The 20,343-nt window shown below is 39.9% G+C and carries 18 protein-coding genes; 3 read left to right on the top strand and 15 right to left on the bottom strand.

The annotated features are described in order from the left end of the window. Nucleotides 1-270: 270 nt before the first annotated feature. Nucleotides 271-1,773, top strand: coding sequence for a catalase (locus AA0Y26_RS00530; RefSeq protein WP_413364376.1), 1,503 nt, complete (start codon nucleotides 271-273; stop codon nucleotides 1,771-1,773). 438 nt (nucleotides 1,774-2,211) lie between these two features. Here AA0Y26_RS00530 and AA0Y26_RS00525 read toward each other — a convergent pair whose 3' ends face one another. The 10 genes from AA0Y26_RS00525 to AA0Y26_RS00480 all read right to left on the bottom strand — a co-directional run bounded on the left by AA0Y26_RS00525 (nucleotide 2,212) and on the right by AA0Y26_RS00480 (nucleotide 10,153). After that, nucleotides 2,212-3,141: an AEC family transporter gene (locus AA0Y26_RS00525; RefSeq protein WP_413364375.1), complete on the bottom strand. Its 930-nt coding sequence runs from the start codon at nucleotides 3,139-3,141 to the stop codon at nucleotides 2,212-2,214. A 307-nt stretch (nucleotides 3,142-3,448) separates the two neighbouring features. Then, nucleotides 3,449-4,159: an ABC transporter permease subunit gene (locus AA0Y26_RS00520; protein ID WP_413364374.1), complete on the bottom strand. Its 711-nt coding sequence runs from the start codon at nucleotides 4,157-4,159 to the stop codon at nucleotides 3,449-3,451. Further along, nucleotides 4,156-5,010: an ATP-binding cassette domain-containing protein gene (locus AA0Y26_RS00515; protein ID WP_413364373.1), complete on the bottom strand. Its 855-nt coding sequence runs from the start codon at nucleotides 5,008-5,010 to the stop codon at nucleotides 4,156-4,158. Before AA0Y26_RS00515 ends, AA0Y26_RS00520 begins: the two co-directional genes overlap by 4 nt. Before the next feature lie 147 nt (nucleotides 5,011-5,157). Continuing rightward, entirely contained in the window at nucleotides 5,158-6,078 is a 921-nt protein-coding gene (locus AA0Y26_RS00510; RefSeq protein WP_413364371.1) for a LytTR family transcriptional regulator DNA-binding domain-containing protein, read from the bottom strand. Between the two features lie 146 nt (nucleotides 6,079-6,224). Further along, a complete protein-coding gene (locus AA0Y26_RS00505) occupies nucleotides 6,225-6,752 on the bottom strand; it encodes a chromate transporter (protein ID WP_413364370.1) in 528 nt (175 codons plus the stop codon). Next, on the bottom strand, nucleotides 6,752-7,300 hold the full coding sequence (locus AA0Y26_RS00500) for a chromate transporter (protein WP_413364369.1): 549 nt from the start codon (nucleotides 7,298-7,300) through the stop codon (nucleotides 6,752-6,754). The genes AA0Y26_RS00505 and AA0Y26_RS00500 overlap by 1 nt, the downstream gene beginning before the upstream one ends. Before the next feature lie 233 nt (nucleotides 7,301-7,533). After that, entirely contained in the window at nucleotides 7,534-7,659 is a 126-nt protein-coding gene (locus tag AA0Y26_RS00495; protein ID WP_413364368.1) for a hypothetical protein, read from the bottom strand. A gap of 51 nt (nucleotides 7,660-7,710) precedes the next feature. After that, nucleotides 7,711-7,836: a hypothetical protein gene (locus AA0Y26_RS00490; RefSeq protein WP_413364367.1), complete on the bottom strand. Its 126-nt coding sequence runs from the start codon at nucleotides 7,834-7,836 to the stop codon at nucleotides 7,711-7,713. 428 nt (nucleotides 7,837-8,264) lie between these two features. After that, nucleotides 8,265-9,518 (bottom strand): glutathionylspermidine synthase family protein, encoded by a 1,254-nt coding sequence (locus AA0Y26_RS00485; protein WP_413364366.1) that lies wholly within the window; start codon nucleotides 9,516-9,518, stop codon nucleotides 8,265-8,267. Nucleotides 9,519-9,529: 11 nt separating this feature from the next. After that, the gene (locus AA0Y26_RS00480; protein ID WP_413364365.1) at nucleotides 9,530-10,153 is read right to left on the bottom strand and encodes a hypothetical protein; all 624 of its coding nucleotides are present in this window, start codon (nucleotides 10,151-10,153) and stop codon (nucleotides 9,530-9,532) included. Between the two features lie 215 nt (nucleotides 10,154-10,368). On the opposite strand from AA0Y26_RS00480, the gene AA0Y26_RS00475 reads away from it, so the two are divergent. After that, complete coding sequence (locus tag AA0Y26_RS00475) at nucleotides 10,369-10,758, top strand: RDD family protein (protein WP_413364364.1); 390 nt, start codon at nucleotides 10,369-10,371, stop codon at nucleotides 10,756-10,758. Between the two features lie 219 nt (nucleotides 10,759-10,977). Here the strand turns inward: AA0Y26_RS00475 and AA0Y26_RS00470 are convergent, their stop codons facing one another. The 4 genes from AA0Y26_RS00470 to AA0Y26_RS00455 form a co-directional block, all read right to left on the bottom strand. Next, entirely contained in the window at nucleotides 10,978-15,240 is a 4,263-nt protein-coding gene (locus AA0Y26_RS00470) for an S-layer homology domain-containing protein (RefSeq protein ID WP_413364363.1), read from the bottom strand. 445 nt (nucleotides 15,241-15,685) lie between these two features. Continuing rightward, nucleotides 15,686-16,858 carry a multidrug efflux MFS transporter NorA gene (norA, locus tag AA0Y26_RS00465; protein ID WP_413364362.1) on the bottom strand — a complete coding sequence of 391 codons (1,173 nt, stop codon included), beginning with the start codon at nucleotides 16,856-16,858 and terminating at the stop codon, nucleotides 15,686-15,688. Between the two features lie 84 nt (nucleotides 16,859-16,942). After that, nucleotides 16,943-17,770, bottom strand: a complete 828-nt coding sequence (locus tag AA0Y26_RS00460) for a MerR family transcriptional regulator (protein WP_413364361.1) — start codon at nucleotides 17,768-17,770, stop codon at nucleotides 16,943-16,945. 80 nt (nucleotides 17,771-17,850) lie between these two features. After that, the gene (locus tag AA0Y26_RS00455; protein ID WP_413364360.1) at nucleotides 17,851-17,985 is read right to left on the bottom strand and encodes a hypothetical protein; all 135 of its coding nucleotides are present in this window, start codon (nucleotides 17,983-17,985) and stop codon (nucleotides 17,851-17,853) included. A gap of 301 nt (nucleotides 17,986-18,286) precedes the next feature. On the opposite strand from AA0Y26_RS00455, the gene AA0Y26_RS00450 reads away from it, so the two are divergent. Next, the gene (locus AA0Y26_RS00450; RefSeq protein ID WP_413364359.1) at nucleotides 18,287-19,456 is read left to right on the top strand and encodes a CAP domain-containing protein; all 1,170 of its coding nucleotides are present in this window, start codon (nucleotides 18,287-18,289) and stop codon (nucleotides 19,454-19,456) included. Between the two features lie 49 nt (nucleotides 19,457-19,505). On the opposite strand, the gene AA0Y26_RS00445 is transcribed toward AA0Y26_RS00450, so the two are convergent. Beyond that, nucleotides 19,506-20,336 (bottom strand): carbonic anhydrase, encoded by an 831-nt coding sequence (locus tag AA0Y26_RS00445; protein ID WP_413364358.1) that lies wholly within the window; start codon nucleotides 20,334-20,336, stop codon nucleotides 19,506-19,508. Between the last annotated feature and the right edge of the window lie 7 nt (nucleotides 20,337-20,343).

Genomic DNA, 20,343 nt, shown 5'->3' with positions numbered 1-20,343 from the left:
GCCCTTTATTTTCAACATAACCACAGTGAAAACTATTTGGGAAACATATTGCCTTTCTCTACATCTGCTCATATCAGCTAAACACATGGACAAAAAACAAAGCTATTATTATATTTCTAATACTTTTCATTACCCTTTGATTATTCACGTATTTTTCAATAATAAAAATTTCTTAATAAGAATCATTATAATTTAGTAGAAATTATGATTTAGTTTTGATATATTAATTGACGAAAGGTTTTTTAAATTGATTTTAGGGGGTACATTTATATGACAAATCTTAATAACCGTCCATTAACGACTGCTACTGGTACTCCAGTTGTCAGCAATGATGATGTATTGACAGCTGGTCGCCGTGGTCCAATTTTATTACAAGACGTATTCTTAATTGAAAAATTAGCGAACTTCAACCGTGAAGTAATCCCTGAGCGCCGTATGCACGCAAAAGGCTCTGGTGCTTTCGGTACTTTTACAGTGACGCACGATATTACAAAATACACAAAAGCAAAAATCTTCTCTGAAGTAGGAAAGAAAACAGAAATGTTTGCCCGCTTCTCTACAGTAGCCGGTGAACGTGGTGCTGCTGATGCAGAACGCGATATCCGCGGCTTCGCTTTAAAATTCTATACTGAAGAAGGAAACTGGGACCTAGTAGGTAACAATACGCCTGTATTCTTCTTCCGTGATCCATTGCACTTCCCAGACTTGAACCACGTTGTGAAACGTGATCCAAAAACAAACATGCACAACGCAAATTCCAACTGGGATTTCTGGACTTCTTTACCTGAAGCATTACATCAGGTAACAATCGTCATGTCTGACCGTGGTCTCCCTACTGGCTACCGCAACATGCACGGTTTTGGTTCTCACACATATTCAATGATCAATGAAGCTGGAGAGCGTGTTTACGTAAAATTCCACTTCCATACACAACAAGGCATCAAAAACTTGACTGATGCAGAAGCTGCTACAGTAATCGGTCAAGACCGTGAGTCTTCTCAACGCGACCTATTCGATTCAATTGAAAAAGGCGACTTCCCTAAATGGAAAATGTACATCCAAGTGATGACTGAAGAGCAAGCTCGCAATAGCAAAGATAATCCATTCGACTTAACAAAAGTTTGGTATAAATCTGAATACCCACTAATCCCAGTCGGTGAATTCGAATTGAACCGTAACCCAGAAAACTACTTCGCTGATGTTGAGCAAGCAGCATTCGCTCCATCTAATGTAGTACCTGGTATCGGCTTCTCTCCAGACCGTATGTTACAAGCACGTCTATTTGCTTACCAAGATGCAACTCGTTACCGTTTAGGTGTCAACCACCACCAAATTCCAGTTAACACACCACGCTGCCCATTCATGGTTTATCACCGTGATGGCCAAGGCCGTGCTGACGGAAACAACGGTGCTGCATTAAGTTACTATCCAAACAGCTATGGTGCTCTTCAAGCACAGCCGCAGTACAAAGAGCCTGCATTAGCTCTAGAAGGCGCTGCTGACATCTACGATTTCCGCGAAGATGACAACAACTACTTCGAACAGCCAGGTAAGCTGTTCAACTTAATGAGCGATGACCAAAAACAACAGCTATTCAACAATACAGCTGCAAACCTGCAAGGTGTTGAAGAATTCATCCAACGCCGCCATATCCTGCACTGCTACCTAGCTGACCCAGCTTATGGTGAAGGTGTTGCAAAAGCTTTAGGCTTAACTTTAGATGGTATGGACCTTTCGAACCCATACGTGAAAGAACCATTAGCTAACGTTTAATTTAAACAAAATGATGCCTGCGCCCTTACCGGGTGCTTGCATCGCAATTAACTGTTCTAAAATTTAAGCGCCGATCTCTATATTTTCAATATCGCTTACAAAGGCGCCTGAAAAAATTCTGTTTCAATTGATATCCTATGAAACCGTCATGCTCATGCATGGCGGTTTTTATATACCGTTTTCGCTGGTTCTATTTTGGAAGGAAATAGGCGGTTTAAAAAGAGGCAGCCAAGCGGAGAAACGAACAAGGCTGAAAAAGTGAAAGATATTTTGCGGATATAAGCAAAGGCACCTTTCGAAACAAAGAACTCCTTAATTCTCCTCTTTCTCATAGTTGTACTAGGCATTATTAGCAAAGCAACAAAAGAGCAGATAATAGCATTAAAGGTATCCCTTTAAAAATAAAAAATCCGGCTATTGTAACTAGCCGGATTGAAATTACACAAATAATAACGTAGACATATAGATAACGACCGTAACTGTCAAACAGCTAATAATCGTAGATAGTAAGACGGTTTGGGCGGCTGTAGCCGATTCAATATCATATTCCAGAGCAAGACTCGAACTATTCCGTGAAGTTGGAAATGAGCTCGCAATAAATAATGACTGCGCAATTACACCCTCAATCCCAAGCACCCAAATAACAAGTAATGCAACTGCAGGTCCTACAATAAGACGAGTAAAACAGCTGACGAAAATTGTCTTATTAAACATCGTCTTCATTTCAATTTGTGATAATTGGGCTCCGAGGGTAATGAGGGCTACCGCTACAAACCCGCCTGCTACATAATCAACGGGTATTCTAATCGTTTGCGGGATAGGCAAATTCAAATAATTCAATAATGCCCCTATCCATAACGCATGAATAATCGGCATCTTTAGAAAATCCTTCAAAATTTCTTTCCCAGATTTTGTGGCCGAAATAAGATTATAAAGCCCATATGTATATGTCGTCATATTTTGAAAGATAACAAGAATAACTTGGATTGCCACTCCAATAGGCTGGGCAGCAAAAATCATTTGTGCTACTGGAATACCATAGTTTCCAGAGTTAATCAGCACTACGCTGTTTTTAAAAACAGCAGATTCACTACGATCCAGCTTTAACAACTTGGCTAAATAGTGGCTTAATATCATTTGGCTACCGATGAAAAGAATGATGAACATCGTCAACTGCCCTACAATGGATAATTCAATTTCTGTTTCGTAAATGTTAACAAATACTGCGGCAGGCATGAAGCAATAGGTAATCAAATGTGATAACGCTTTTAAATTAAATTGAAATTTCCTTTGCAAAATGGCTCCTACGAACAACAAAATTAAGATAGGAGCTACGATTTGGAAGAAAATCATCGATAGATAGCCCATAGGAAAATCCCCTTCCTTTCATTTATCTATTTATTACTGTACACGAAATTTCTCTTTTTTGGTTGTTTTAAAAATATAAAATAATCAATTTTATTATACAGCTAATAGATATATACATATTTCTAAGTGGATAAGCAGTGAGCAACTTATTTTAAGAAGGGATGTTTTGAAGGGACAGGGGCAGTTATCCGCTCTCCTTATTTCCCTCCGGTTTTAAATTCTCTACCTTACTAAGCTTAAGAACTTTTACACAGCAAAAAAGCCTGTAACGCATGAATGTCTCCACATACGTTACAAGCTTCTATAATTAATCGTCTGTCATTCGTTTTTTATAAAGTATGCTTGCTATAGCAACTGCTGCAATTGTCCATCCAATCATGACAGCAAAGGATATAAAGACCTCTTTTGCAGGCATAGCCGTCTCTAGCCCCTCTGCCAGTAGGATAAGCTGAGCACTGGGCAGCCATTCAGCAATTCCTGCAATTGGATATTTCTCAGAAAGTCCAAGCACCATAGGGCCAAATGAGAATATCACCAGTACTGGTAATGTTGCTACCGACGCTTCCATTACCGTTTTTGTAAATAAACCACAAATTGTGCCAACTGCGATATAAAATACGATGGATACAGCCAGTGCCAATGCAAGAACTAAAACATTTGCCGGTTTATAGCCTAATAAGTATACCGTTAAGGCTAGAACGATTGCAGAGATGGAGAAAACCAATGAACTTTTACCGATTAAAATATCGGCAATACTAGCTGGGGACATCATTAAGCTGCGCAATGTATTACTCTCTTTCTCCTCAGCAATCAAGCAGCTTTGAATAAACGCTGTTACCATAGCAAGCGTCAAGTTAATTGTCATGAAATATGCATCTATCGTGTTGATTCCCATTTTATTATAAAAAAGCGCTAGAATAAATGGCATGAAGACCATGATGGAAATCGCATAATTACGAGAGAACTCTTTGTAATCTTTCATAAAAATTGCTTGGATTCGTTTCATTGAAATATTCATTGTAAATCACTCCCCGTTACTTGCATAAAAATATCGCCTAATGTCGGTTCATTCGTTTGGATGCGCAGAATAGACTTCTCACTCATCCATTCTGACAATTTCATTGCAGCAGTATGATCATCCAGCTGCAAAATATGCTCCTCACCGGTCATCAGCTCTACTGTCATAGAATGATCACTATACTGATGCTTCAATTGTGCAGGTTCCCCTATTGCTCTTACCTTTCCTTTATGCAAAAAGGCAACCCGGTTACAAAGTGTTTCAGCCTCCGTCATATCATGCGTTGTTAAAAAGATTGTCGTTCCTTTATCATTCAATTTCCGGAGCCCGTTATAAATATGTCTCGTATTGACTGGATCCAAAGCTGAAGTTGGCTCATCGAGAAATAATAAGTCCGGTTTATGCATAATAGCTCTTGCCAGGGTTACACGTTGAATCATCCCTTTAGATAGTTCGCTCACCTTTTTCTTACGTGCATCTGTTAAATTAACAAATTCAAGCGCTTCATCGATTGCAGATTTTGGAAGGTCATAGATATTATTAAAAAGTAATAAATTTTCTTCTACAGTCAGCCTTTTGTACAAACCGCTATTATCAGTAAGTATGCCAAAGCGTGCTTTATTTTCGCTTTTTTTCATATCAATAGAAGGTAAGCCTAATACACGGGCTTCTCCTGCTGTTTGCTCCAATTGTGCTGTAAGGATTTTAATCATTGTCGTTTTTCCCGACCCGCTTGGACCAAGGAATCCGAATATTTCTCCCTTATTAATGGTAAATGAAACATCTTCTAATGCTGTAAATGTGCCGAAAGCCTTTTTAACGTTTTTTACTTCGATTGCCGCTATCGTCATACAAGCAACCTCCTTCAATTCGTTTGATTACCCTAACTGTAATTGAATTGAGGAAATCACACCGCTGTTTTCTGCTGAATTGTAGCAAAAACGCAGTGAAGTGTATCTTCCTGTCGACAAACGCACCCCATTATTCCCCAGGAAATACTACGAAATTCCAATTAGTTCTTTTAATTCCGACAATTTATTTCTTGATAAAGGTACTACAGTTCCCTCTCCTACACTGAGTTTTAAACTGTAGCTATTTTTAGTCCATGTGATAATTTCCCGTACCTTTTGTAAATTTACAATATAAGAGCGATGACAACGATAAAAGCCATAGGCACGCAATCGCTTTTCGAGCTCCTGTAATGTAAGAGAGCAGGTATAGCTCACGCCTGCTACATTCACTAAAATTTCACCATCCAGACTTTCAATATAATCAATTTCAGGTGGATTAAAGAGAATCGTTTTATCGTTTTTCTTTGTTTGGATCTTTTCAATTTTAATTACCGGCTCTTCATCAATAATGGTCGGCTGTTCTTCATTAAAATCCATCTTATGACAGCCCGATGAGTCAATCCGGAAAATATCATTTGTTGAAATAAGAAGGTCTTCTAAGTTATTCGATAGTAACAGAAAGATCGTCCCTCTTTCTGCCATCAGCTGGATCAATCCGGCAGTAATAATTCGGGTATCCGCATCCATACGATGATACGGCTCTTCAATCGTTAAAAATGTCCCGCCATATAAGTAAGGCCTTAAAAAAGCAAGGCGTTGCTGCTCACTGATTGATAGGTCCATTACTTTCTTTTTTCGTGATTTTGTCAGCCCGAAAAGCCCTAACATCTCCTCCAATGGCTGTGGGCAGCCAGCCATCTTCATATAAAATCGAAATGTTTCCTCTACTTTCAACCTTTTATAATGCCCATCCATTACGTGATGAACATATCCTTTCTGTTTCAACTGCTGCATAATAAATTGCATTTTCTGTATATCTGTATAAATACCGATGATTTGCCCCTTTAATGTACAGGCAGGGAGAATTGTCTTTCCCTCATCTATTACCTCTCTTATTTCAATATCCATATAGTACCACCCCACGAAAATAATACCACTATATTATCGCATAGGCAGATGATCCGAGGGAATAGCATTTAAAAATCCACTAGCGGGAAACTAGTGGATGGAATCTTATTTGTACTATGATAAGGAATTCTTTTCATGCTCGATATTTATAAAAATAGCCCCCCGACTAAAAGTCCTGCTCCAATTACCATGGCAGGATGAACTTTGAATCTTTCCATGGCAAAATAGCTGATGACCGCTATAACAATCGTTGGAATCCAATTTATACCTGCGATAGAAGTAGCAAAAAAATCAAACGTAAGATCTGCCATTAAAACAGCGATTGCCGGCAGGACAAAGCTTGAAAGCCGCTTTACTCGCGGTGAATTGCGGTTGCGGTACAGCAGGCTAAGGAGCAGCAACATAAGGATAAGGGACGGGCCCACCGTAGCCAAAAGAGCAATAAAAGCTCCTAGAATTCCTCCTTGCTCATAGCCAATGTAACCAGCTAACTTTGTTGCAATTGGGCCTGGCAGTGCATTGGCGATAGCGAGCATATCACTGAATTCAGCGGTTGTCATCCAACTATAAGTAGATACCACTTGGTTTTCGATTAATGGAATAGAGGCAGGCCCTCCCCCATAACCTAAAATACTTGGAATAAAGAAGGCCAGAAATATTTCTACATAGATCATTATTCGTTCCCTCCTTTGACCGGTAAAAACAATGCCAGGGCAAGCAGTATGCCAATGATGATACCAGCATTAATGCCCAAGAGAATCATTGAAATGAAGGAGGCTGCCAGGATTATCAGCCCTACTTTCCACCCAAGAGCTGATTTTGATTTTTTCAAAAAATCCCACGTCAGCACAGCCATCATGACCCCAACAATAGGAACAACACCATTTGTCATCCCTGCTATAAAGTCAAAATCTTTGTATTCACGTAAAGACGTAAGGAGAATAATTAATAGTATGACAGTTGGCAGAATCGTTGCTATGAGTGCATTAATCATTCCTAGCCATCCGCCGACCCGGTACCCTATATACCCGGCCATTTTTGTAGCAATCGGCCCAGGCAATGTATTGCCTATTGATAAAACATCCGCAAACTCCTCATCCGACATCCATTGATACGTACCAACGACTTCCTTATGTACAAGCGGAATTGCAGAAGGCCCACCACCAAAGCCTAAAATCCCTGACCTGAAAAATGCGATAAAAATATCTAATTGCTTTTTCATACGGTTCACTCCTTGCTATCCAATTGTCTGCTGTATTTCTTAAACTAACGCTGTGTATAATCGTTTTTTCAACACTTTCCTTCTATTAGCCTGCTGAAAACATCCTGATACTTATTAACACTAATAATAAGGTGTTTCAATTATTATAGCTAAAAAGTGGTATGCATTAGTCGAGAAATAAAATTACACATAAAAAACCCGCAGCTCATTTGCTGCGGGTGACCTAATGCTCATTATTTTGTAAAAGAAAGAACGGCGTTTTTCTTAAAAGTTTTTAATGCTTGTGTTGCTTCATTTTTATTTGTGTATTCGAAAATACGAACATCATTTTGATGATTAAATACTGTAATTACCCACATGCTTCATTTCTCCTTTTGTTTTAAAATGTAAGCTTTATTTTATGCGTTTGCTTATTTTGTATAAGATAGGATGGCATTTTTAGCGAACTTTTTTAATGCTTGCGTTGCTTCGCCCTTGCTTGTGTATTCGAAAATACGAACGTCATTTTGATGATTGAATACTGTAATTACCCACATACTTCATTTCTCCTTTTACGTTCAAATTGTACTATAACAATTTTATTTCCCCACTGACTGATGCAACTTGTTATATAACATCTTTCACACTTCTCATTCTACCCCTTTTTTTAGAAATGAAAAGCCCTTTCTGTGCCTTTTCACAATGTTTTCATAATTCAAACGCTTACATTGAACGAATTGTGAAAGTCTTGAATTTGAGGTATATTTGCAAGTTCAGAAGCATTTTTCTTATGCGAGAAATTATTGTTATATAACAGAAAGAGAGCGTTTACATAGAAAATGATGGATAATTTTGAAGAAAGGAGCACCTATCTTTCATTTTGAATTTCCTTTTGTAATGTGGAAATGTGCGTGCAAATTTTTTATAACTACCCCGAGCCCCCTTCTAAGTAAAAAATCCCGCCCTCCCTGGACAGGATTCCTTTCTATTCTTCCTTTTCATAACCGATTGCCAGCCAGTGGGAATCCCATTCTGTAATCTCATTGCCAACCCGGCATGCTAGACCGCATGCCTTACCACCCGCAATAAATGATCCGACCAGCCATTTTTTCTTAAATAATCCTTCCTTCAGCTGAATACCAATCTCCGGCATCTGCACGAACTCCTGGTATAGATAAAGATTATCCGTATAATGCCGATTCGGTGAAGCAGCAGCAACAGAGCCGTCTGGCCGGAAAATCTCCACCGTATTGCCTTCCCTTGAAAAAACAGGCTTTTTTACAAAAGGGCGTTCTGCCTGTTTAAATGGCTGTTCCGTCAGAAAAGTTGGCAGCATATACCGTTTAATGACCGCCTGCTCGCGCTTCGTAAACAGCATGTCATCACTTCTTCTGTCCCAGATGAGCCACAGCAAAATCTTTGTCTGCAGTAAGTAGGCAGAAGGAGCATTAATAATCGCCAGCTCCCGCTCCTTTACTAAATCAAGAAGATGCAAGCCGATCCGGTCTTCATCTTCGGCCACATCATCCAAAAGAAATTCAATAGGATGTGCCGGTCGATACAAGACATCGATTTTTTCCAGCGCTGGTGTATATAGCCCACGCTTTTCTCCTTCTGTAAAAATAATAAGCTCCTTAATGGGTACATACTCCACATCAAACGGCAGCACACGTTGTATGTATTTGACCTGACAGTACTCTTCAAAATCATCTTCTGCTTCTTTTCCGGTAATGACAACCTTAGGGCTGCCGGTTTTGTTTACATAATGTACTGCGTGTAAAAGGGCCTGTGACATCGCTTTAATGAACTGCTGTGTATCATTTGGGTTTTCTACACCAAATTCCCCACATAACTTCTCATTCATTTCAAATGTCTCTTGGACAAGAAAAGGGGTATCTCCATTTAGCTCAATGCACTTAATGCGTCCATCTTCCGTACAGATGAAGTCAAACCGGGCTAGCACTGCCACTTGCTGCAAGTAATCAAGTGAAATATATGGCAGCATCTCCTCCCTAATTCCGAGCGCAAGCAGCTGTTCTCTCGGCAGGTTCGGCAGCTGCTTTGCCACCCTTTCGAAAATACCCCATAGCATCTGTGAGGCAAAACGAATCTCTTCTATCTTTTCCTTTGGTATTACCAAGGCATCATAAAGAGCATATTCGAGGTCAGGAAAATCAGCAAAAAATGTATCCTTATAGGGCACATAGAAGGTGCCGCGTTTAGTATAATTGCTCCTCATTCCCCAGCCTCCTACGATGACGATGATCCGCCGCGTGAGCTTCCGCCTGAGCTAAAGCCTGATTTCCCACTGCTGTAAGTTGACGTTCCATTTGATGGCTTGTTTGTCCCTGTCTTATTTTGATCTGTCGTAGTAGAAGTGCCTGACGAGCTAGTCTGGCCGCCTGTAGAACTGCCGCTTGTCACCCCATTTGTTTTTGGTGATGTACCAGATGACCCTCTATACCCGCCGCCTGAACCTCCTTCATCATCTTTTCGCTTTGTGCCGTTTATTTTGTTTTTCGATTGATAATAAGAGCTTGCTACCATCGCTCCGATTGTCGCATACATAAGGCCGTCAAAGAAATGCTGTCCGTGGTATTCGGAATATTCATCATCACATACATAAGAGCCATCCTCCTGCTCCTCCCAATCCGCACAAGCATCCATATATTCTGACTCTTCGATGCCCGCTGGTACTCCATCATCGTCATTTACAGGCTCTTCTATATACGTCTCAGTCTCTCCCGTACTATCACTTGTTATATAGGATTCACTTGTTTCTTCCACATATGTCTCCTCTGATCCACACGCTGCCAATTGAATTGTCATAGCTGAAGCTGTTGTAACAGCAGCTACTTTTCTCCACTTCATCATAAATATCCTCTCCGCCTTTCAATGTTACCTTATATACGGGATATTAAGGTAAAAGTTTCAGTATATGGTCTATCCGCTCTATTGCACATCATCTACTATTTAATGCAATTACAGGACCTTACAGTTGCTTAAAAAGAGGCATCCTCTTTATGATGAAAAGGAGCTTTCTATTATAAAACTCATAGAAAGTATTCATACAAAAAGGGGTGTTTTCCTTGGAATCTCTGACAAAAAAGCGTTTGGGAGCTATAATGATCGACGCGGCAATCTCGACAACGGTATCTCTTGGAGTTGAGTATCTTTTACGGAAAAAGATAAAAAACGAAGCAGTTCATAACCTCGTAACGCCAACTGCCATCATGTGGGGATTAGAATATGCTCAGTTAAGAAGAGATGGTCAAACAATTGGGTATAAGGCAATGAAACTAGCTCTAGAAAATGAGGACGGCACAAAACCGACTGATTTACAAATTGCTAAGCGCATGCTATATCGGGATACAATCAGCACCTTTGATTATTTAAAAGATCGCCATGAATTCGAAGGAGAAAATGGTTCCGCCCTTCCGCATGACCGCTTTGCTAAGACGGTTGTGAAGGAATTATAGGAGGTGAAACTTATTTTATTGTCCTAGCAGCTTGTTCTTCAACATTCATAATCATAACAAAGAAAGCTTGTTAGAGTTTTTTTCTCTAGCAGGCTTTTAATTTTTACTTTTTGTCAATAAATACATGATTATGTAGCTCAATGAGAAAAAGGTTCGTTTATGACTTATGATCATAACCGAACCTTTAACAATGTTTTCTCGTATTTTATTGTGCTCGACTTATTGATTTCCGGTTGCTGGCGGCGGGTCAATTTTCTTTTCCTGAATGGTAGAAATATTATTAAACTCGTCAATTACTACAAGGTAAAGAGTATATCCTTCAACGAAAACAGCATTCGGATTTCCTGATGTAGCTACCGCATCTAATAGCTGACGAGTACCCGGTGTTTCTACTGTAGCTGAGCCATAAGCGGAAGAATCTGCATTATTTGAATAGCTGATGATATCCTGTAACGTTTTCGGTTTCACAGCAGTGCTTGGTAATACTACGTAATAGAATTTAGCATTGCTTCCCATATTTGAAATTGTCGTGACAATATAAGCGCTTCGGCTAGTTTTTACTCCGCCTGTGCTAGTCATATGGGTCGGATCAAGTTCTGTACCATTAATCAGAGCAGAAATATTTCTATATTTATAGATAGCTTGGTTATATTTATTATCTACAGTATATACACTATTGCCCTGCTCATCTTTTACTTTCTCATTAACGGTAATTATGAGATCCTCATTTTGCACTAGACCCGTTGCCCCTTCTGCCACCTTTAAAATCAATTCATTTTTTACATCTTTTGATTTTTCATCCTTAGCATAAGCTACATTTGCCACACTGTACGTTTTTGCCCCTGTAGAGGATGTAATTACAAAACCATCCGCTGGATAATCTTTAATATTTTCACTAAATGATAACTTTATATATAAATCATCATTTGAAAGACTGACAGAATAGTCTCGTAATGCCTTAATTCCCTGGCTATTCATTTCTTTTAAAATTGGTTTAACCTTGTCTGTATATTTAAATGATACTTCATCATTTACAAATTCAAGTTTGTTAAAGTCATACACCCCGTCTACTTTTATCGTGAGGTTGTAATCATGCTTAATTAAATATTCAATGAACGCCGGGGCAACCTTAGATTGAAGCTTCAGTACCGCCGTACGGCTATCCTCTCCCATCGTAACAGAGCTCACATCTAAAAACTCTCCTGCTAAACCTTCCAATCGATAATTTTCACGTTTTGCCATCGAAGCAGGGTCCATTGGTTCAGAGAATTTAATATGGAACTCAAATGTCTGGACAGTATTCGGAACGTAATTATCTGGATAAAAGAATAAGTCGTAAGAATTGCTTTTGTCATTTGGATTGACGAAGTAGGATTTATCTTTTACAATTTGCGGTTTTTCCTCGTCACGAAGATAGTCCGCTTGTTTCATTAAAGAATAGTTACCGTTCCTGTCTTGTAAAACCATATAAATCTTGTAGCCTGTTTTATTCTTATCGAGCTCATTCTGGGGATGAAGCAATTGAAAACTGTTTGTCAGTTCATTTGCTGTGCCCTTTCCGTATAGAACTGTTTGATTATTCAATGTTATAGGCGTATTAGGTGCTTGCGTATTAACATTTACTTTGCTGCCATTTATCCCTGTCGGCAGTTGATAATCCCCCGGGAATACAACTTCAGAAATTGCCGGCTCTTTAAATGTATTAGAAGGCGGAGCACTTTCACTTGGCGCAACCGGGACAATCATATAATAGTATGTTCCTGTGAGTTTTGTAGTAAATTCCGTTTTTACTGTAGTGTTGCCGCTTGCATCCGTCCCCATTTTTATAGCTTCCAAGCTCTCAATCACAGGCTTTGTATCGCTTTGATGTCTATAAGTTGCAACAGACGTGCTTGCTCCCTTTAAAATTGTATTTCCTGCAAGGTCTGTTACATTCTGCACCGTAACAATCAAGGTATCATTATTTACGAAAGCCGCCATGGAGGGAATCGTCAATGTAACAGTCCTTCCGTTACTCTCTAACTTTGCAGTATACGGATTTCCTGTTAAATTACCTGTTCCACTCAATACATAGTTCCTTACATTCTCTACAGTTTCTTTATCCATTGGTTCACTGAATGTCAATTGGATAACAGTAGGCTCATCCTTCGTACTTCCGACAATATTAATGTCCGGACTGACGGTAGGCAGTATATCATCTAGCTCTCTCGTAGTAAAAATATCGCTTACTACATTTGTCGTTAAATTACCTGAATCATCTTCCATTACCATATAGATAACATACTCTGTTAGATGTGTTAATCCACTAATGCGTATTGAATTACTGCCGGCATTGGCCTTTCCTGTCCCCGACAAAGCACCGGACGATTCCATAACTTCCTTCACTGTAGGCGGAGTCGTGTCAGCTGCTTTTGGTACTACACGATAGTAATAGCGCCCACTTTCAGATGCATTGAAAGTTACATCGGCCCGTTTCCCCCCTGGTAGAGGAAGAACATCCAAATTCGTAATACTTGGAGGCGTTCCATCCATTGTCGTAAAGTCTTTAAAGACCTTGTCCGAATAGTTACCTGCTTCATCACTTACTACGACATACAGCGTATAGTCCGTCATTTCAACTAAACCATCAATGTCAAATGTGGCCTTCAGATCAGCCCCAATCATCCCTTGACCTGATGTTTTAAGGGTTGTTGTTTTGGCATCGTCTATTATTTCTCGAATAGTAGGGGGTTTTTCATCCTTTTTTCGAACAGTAAAATAGTATCTCCCTTTTTCCGTAGAAGTAATTTGGGCCTTTGCTTTTGTACCATCGACGTCGATTCTGACAATCTGCGCGTCTGGTTCTTCCCAGTCCGGGATGATTGTATCTTCAATTGGATCACGGTCAACATCATTGCCATTCGGGTCCTCAATATCACCGATTTTATCGTTGTCCTTAATAAAGTCATTGAAGATATCATTTGGCATTTTATTCGGCGGGATAATGACTTTATCGACATAAAAATTCTCACCCAAGTCGATTTTACCGCCTGTATTGTCCACCACCAACAGATTGGCGTGGCCCGAACTGTTCAGATAAACATTTTTATAGCCATTTTTATAGATCTTATTAATATTGCCTACACCATACATAGTTGTCGCCACGTCAGGCTCGAGGTAGAGTGTATCGATATTAGCATTGATTTCAAATTGGCGGACCCACCCTCTTACTGTAACCTGGGGAATAGTTTTTGCTGCTTCTACATGAGTCCGATTTGCTTCGATGATAAGACGGCTGATCGAGCAGTTTGTAAAATCTACAAATTTCTCGATGACCGGCATTTTCTCTACCACCTTTCCATCAGGAAGGATTGGAGGCTTGCTTTCTAAATCATGCCCGCCATCATTGTAGCTTGGATCGTCATCCTCTTCCGTCGTATCTGTCGGCTTCGTCCAATCGATAAAGCCGAAGCCAGATAGACTGGCAACACGGATGTTTGATAACGGTCCAGCCAAGTCACTTAGCGTCCTGCGTGGTGTTTCAACAATCTTTATTTCTCCTGTCAGGTTCCAGTTTTTAAAGCGAATATAATTGCCCTGGATAATCAGCTCACCTGTAAATGTAGCGTGATTGCCATCAAAAACAAGAATCCGGTCTTTATTTCCCTGAGCGTTAATTGTCAGGGAAGAAATCGATTTCAATGTTTCACCAATAATTTGTCCTTCTATATGTGCACCCTTTAAGGCAGGAGCATTCGCTTCATTGATGATATCCCGCAATGAAGCATCTATTCGGTAGGAAATACCATTAATATAAACAGAAGATCCAGAAATACTGCTAATTTCCTTTACTGGCTTTACCGCATCAGCCGATGTATTTTCGGCACGATAGATAAACGTCGCCAACTGGCCACGTGTCACTGAGCCATAAGGTGAATACGTTATCTGCGTTGTTCCTTTTGTGATTCCCAGATCATAGAGTGTTTGTATGTAGAAACGGTTCGGATTTGACTCAGCAACATCATGGAAATCATGTGTCAGTTTCGCTGCCTGCTGGAACTTATAGCCGAGTGTTAAAATCTTTGCCATCTGGTTACGTGTAATCGGCTCGTTCGGACGAAATGTCTGGTCGCTATATCCATTGATGATGCCTGCACTGGCAAGAGCTGCAATATATTTATAAAAACCATTACTTGTTGGAACATCACTGAATCTCGGATTCTTTGGGCTTGCTGTATTTAGATTGAGCGCCTGTGCCAGCATTTTAGCTGCCTGTCCACGTGTGACAGCCTGATTTGGCCGGAATGTGCCGTCTTTATAACCGCTTATATAGCCGCGGTTATACAGTTCGAGGACCGGCTTATAGTAGTCTGCATTTGCATTGAGATCTGTAAAGCCGCTCGCCTTCGTCGGAACAGCCGGAGCTGATATTGCGATACCGCTCGCAGCAAGTACAGAGGCAACAGCAGCCTTATTTATTTTTTGCAATTTCCTTTTCTCCATAGGTATAATACTCCTTTCAAGTAAGAGAAATTATCTATCCTTCATAATTCGTCAGTATTTATCGTCTATAGTACCTATATCGGTTAAAGCCTTCTAAACATTGATAAATAATTGAAATAAAAGGATGATGAGATAAAAGCATCTTTCGAAAGGTTTGGTATTCGAAAATCCGGCCTTTACTCTCCAAATACAACGCTTGAATGTGTGGATATAAATGAGGAGCACACTGCTTTTGGAAAAACTCAAGCCCGCTTACTTCTCCTGATAGAGATTTGCTTGAAAAATTGCTTATATAAAGAATCATTTTTTCTTTTTTGCCAATCTGGCAGCTCTTTTTTGAAGAGAGGACAAGTTCCCCGTATTAATTTTTTGTTAGATATATAAAAAGCTGCCCGGAAAGTCAGTATACCTCTGATTTTCCGGACAGCCGCTCTATTTTATTCCATCATTCACTTTTCACTTTTGGGTTTTTCCATAGCATTGCCACTGCTAAGCCGGCAATAATAACAACCGTACCGAAATAGAACGGATAGTTAATATCGATATCAAACATAATACCGCCAATAATCGGACCAAATACATTTGCAAGCGATGTAAAGAATGAGTTCATCCCGCCAACAAACCCTTGCTCATTCCCTGCAATGCGTGATAAATACGTCGTCACGGCCGGGCGGATTAAATCAAATCCGATAAATACGGTAAATGTTACCGCCATAATCATCCAGTAGGAATTAACAAACGTTAATGCCAGCACCAATACTGCTGAAAAGATTAAGCTAAGACGAATTAAATTAATCTCCCCTAATGCCTTCATCAACGGATCGAAGAGGGCTACTTGGAATATTGCGCCTAAAATCGCACCACCCGTAATCGCGATTGCAATATCGGTTGGTGTAAACGCAAATTTATGGTCAACGAATAGTGAGAAGAACGACTCAAAAGCCGCCAGTCCAAACGAGGCAACGAAAATGACGATAAAGGCAATTAAAAACTTCGGCATAAGAATTTTACCCAAACTGCTCTTACCTGTCGTTTCCGACTCTGTAAGCTCTTCCTCCTGACGCTCCGGCTCACTCAGCAGCACTATAGATAAAATAGCAGCTAGAACTCCCATCACACCGGCCGTATAAAACGGTACACGTATGCCGACATCGGCTAAAAAACCGCCGATTCCAGGCCCGATAATAAAACCGGTACTAATTGCAGCCGACATGTAGCCAAGCGCTTTCGGGCGTGTCTCAATCGTTGTAATATCTACAATAAACGCTGTCACGGCCGGCATGATAAACGCGGCACTGACGCCTCCTAAAATACGCGAAATAAACAATACTTCAATCGTTTCCCCTATTCCAAATAGAAATTCAGAAAAGCCGAAAACAAACAGTCCTAATACAATCATAATTTTACGACCAAAACGGTCGACCGCTTTTCCTGCAAACGGTGAAACGATTAATTGCGTTAATGCAAACGCCGCTGTTAAATAACCGACAACTTTCCCGCTAATATTGAGCTCGTTCATAAGCGTAGGCAGTACAGGGATCACCAGTCCAATTCCTAAAAACGCGATGAATAAGTTCATCAATAGCAGGCTAAGCGTTATTTTTTCCTTTTTCTCCATGTTGAAAACCTCTACTTCTCTTTCAGTCTACTCCATAGCATAAACCCTACAGTAACTGTAGGGTCAACCCACATGCTCTAATTTTTAAAAAATTTTTACTTTTAATTCAACAACATAGCTTGACTGCTCTTCCGATGAATAATTGATTGGCATAAATACCTCATAGACGGCAGATTGAGGATACTTCACATAAGCTTCCAGCTGTTTATACGCCTTGAAATAAGCCGTTTCATCAAATTCAAAAGCAATGCAGGCATATTTCCCGGCAGGCATTCTCAACACCTCAACATCTTTATTTAACAGCTCTAAATAGCGCTCCGTTAATAGGGGAGTAAAAAAGTAGTCATAGTAGATTTCTTCAACCCTTGCATAGCTTTTTAGTGGATAAATGCCACCATACCTGCTGTTCATCACGCTGCCCTCACGTTCTACGGTTTTAATGAGTGAACTAAAATATTCACCAGGCACATCTAAAATGTTAACGTCCTTGGGTTTAATGGCAAGTAAACGCTGACTTGCCACTTCCATTTCGTACACTTTGTTATAGGCCGGAATATTAATTTGCTCCTCAAGCAGCTTTTTCGTTTTCAAAAGCGTTTGCTGTACCTCAAGCATGCGCTTTACCTTTTTCTCGACAATTTGCTCCTGCTCCGCTAAAAATTCGTGAAGCTGCTCAGGTGTCAGTGCCTGTGCTATCTTAATATGTTCAAGCGGCGTACCGATGTATTTGAGCGATTTAATTAAATCAAGCTTATAAATTTGGGATTCGCTATAATAGCGGTAATTCGTTACCGAATCCACATGTAACGGCTTGAATAAATCAATTTGATCGTAATAATGCAATGTACGAATCGGTAAATTTGTAATCTTCGACATTTCACCGATTGTTAAGTAACGCACCTGTTCCTCCATAACTGCACCTCAATATTTTTTGCCTATTATAACAAAGAAGGCATCCAACATTGCTTTAGGATGCCTTCTTTGCACTAAAATTAAAAGGAAATAATAATTGTAGATAAATATTTAACAGGCAGCGCCCGCTGCGAAACTTTTGAATTTCCAGACGCCTGTTTCCCCAAAGAACCTTCTTTCACTACCTGCTGACTTCCATCAATAGGACTGCACACCTTCTACCTCGCCTCCCATCATTATTGTAAAAAGAGTATATAAAAAAGGCAAAAATTTTATATAGCTTCATCAGTCTATCTAATTTTTGCTTATTTACTTGCGTTAACAGAAGAACATCTAGCTTTTCTCAATCTGTTCTCTGCTCGATACTGCCCCCCAGGCTTACTGTGTTTTTCCCATACAAAGACAAATAATTAGCTCTAAAATGGCAAATTAAAGTCTTTTGGACTATTTAAAAAGAGTGAAAAAAGTACGAAGAATAGGATGAAAAAGAAGATAAAGGAATGAGGAATTCATGAAATGAAGAAACTTGCAGCAGTGATGACGATCATTGCTTCCCTAATGTTTATTGCTCTATCCAGTGAAGTGGCTGCTGCCAAAACGTGGCCAAGCTTTTCCAATACAGCACTTGATAAAGAATGGAAGATAACATTTAATCGTGAAATCGATCCACGCTCTATTGAAAATAATGTGTATATGTCAAAAGGTTCTACAAAAATTGCTATTGATACGTCCGTTACAGGCAGGATATTGACAGTAAAACCGGCAGGCAATTTATCCTACGCCTCCGATTACCTTTTGGTCGTCACACCAAAGGTTACAGATGTACAGGGTAAGATTATGAATAAAGCAGTAACGATTCCGTTTACAACCGTTAACGCACCTCCCCGTCCAGCCTACAAGACTTTTGAATCAGAATATGACATGACATGGAATATGATAAACAATGATTATAAAGAGTTTCATTTAATTGGACGTACAGCCGGACAGGATACTGGTGGATATGAAACACGAATCGGTCAATCGGCCTTCGGTATTACAGTCGGGGCTAACCAGACAACTGTCGAAAAAAAATACGGGAAACCTGTCCAATATATTTTAAAAGAGAGGGTAAATTACACCCAAAACTACAAAGACAGCTCTGGCAACACAACAAGCGGAACATATGACATCGACGATTATTACGTTACGTTTTTTTACGATATACATAAAAGCAACATTGTCCGCTCTATCACTTGGGTGAAAAAGTCAACTGAGGTAACGAAACCTGGCTTTTTCCGGACAACAGTTACAAATGCTTATCGTGATTCCCTAGAAGAAATGATGGTTCATTTGATTAATCAGGCACGTGTAGCAGAGGGTTTACATCCTTTAATTTATACACCGCAGTATAATGACATCGGCCGTAAGCATAGTACAGAAATGGCCATAAACAATTATTTTAGCCATACGGATCAAAATGGCGGTACCGCTCTTAAACGCATGCAGGCGGGTGGGCTAATGTTTAGCTGGTATGGGGAAAATTTAGCTTACGGACAGTACAGTGCGATTTATGCGCATGAAGCGCTGATGAATTCGAAAGGGCATCGTGACAACATATTACGAACAAATTTCACGCACGTTCTCGTAGGGGTGGCATTTAATAGTAAAGGGGCCCCCTACTTTACAATCAATTTTTATAGGCAGTAACCATTAAGCCCGGCGGAAGCAGCCTTTCTTCTGCCGGGTTTCTTGTACTTTAGTTTGTTATTATTTCTCGTTCATTTAATGGCTGAACTGGACGATGATTGTCCGGGAAAATTCCCCTGAACATGTCGACTTGCTCTTTTGACATCTCAATTGGCTGCTCTAATATAATCCATTGTACATCCTCAGTGCATGGAGGAGTTGTTAAGGAGCCTTTGTAGTAAACAAATGTCTGTACTTGAGGCAGTAAAGCTTCCAAATCGATAGACTCGCTAATTGCGACCTCTTCTTCTGTTTTTTCTTTTGGCAGCACATCCCAAACAGACTGGAGATTTTCATTATTGGCCCCTTCTTGAATCATCAAGCCAAGAACGGCTAACTCATCATTGGCATTTTGATGGACGAGGTGTAGTTCCATTGCATATTGTCTGCCATTAAACTGATGTTCGCTCGGTGTGTGGAAGTGAAACTGAAGGAGTCGATATTCTGTTCCTTCAAGTATTATTTTATTGTCACCGGATGCATCGTTGATTTGGACTGTATGTCCATTATTTATTAACGAAAGTGTTGTTGGCTTATATTGAGTAATTACATTTTCAATCTTTTCATCCATTTTTACTTGTGAAGATTCGATATTGACGGGTGATTGCTCACTTCCATTTACACAAGCAGCATACGCCTGATCTAGAGTTCCCCAGGATTTTGGTCCCTGTTCTCCCGTATAAGACCAGGAGGAAGCGTGCAAATCATGCTCTTCTTTCTTTTTTTCGATCACTGCTGCACCTTCTGCTTCCGATTCATTTACTTCTGTAGTTTGCTGTGAACAAGCCGCTAATGCTGAAGTGAAAAATAGAGTAGATAATAGATATACGAAATACTTCATATTTTAG

The organism is Lysinibacillus canaveralius (genome assembly GCF_047301505.1).
Taxonomy (GTDB): Bacteria; Bacillota; Bacilli; order Bacillales_A; family Planococcaceae; genus Lysinibacillus_B.
This window is presented reverse-complemented; position numbering and strand designations above follow the sequence as displayed.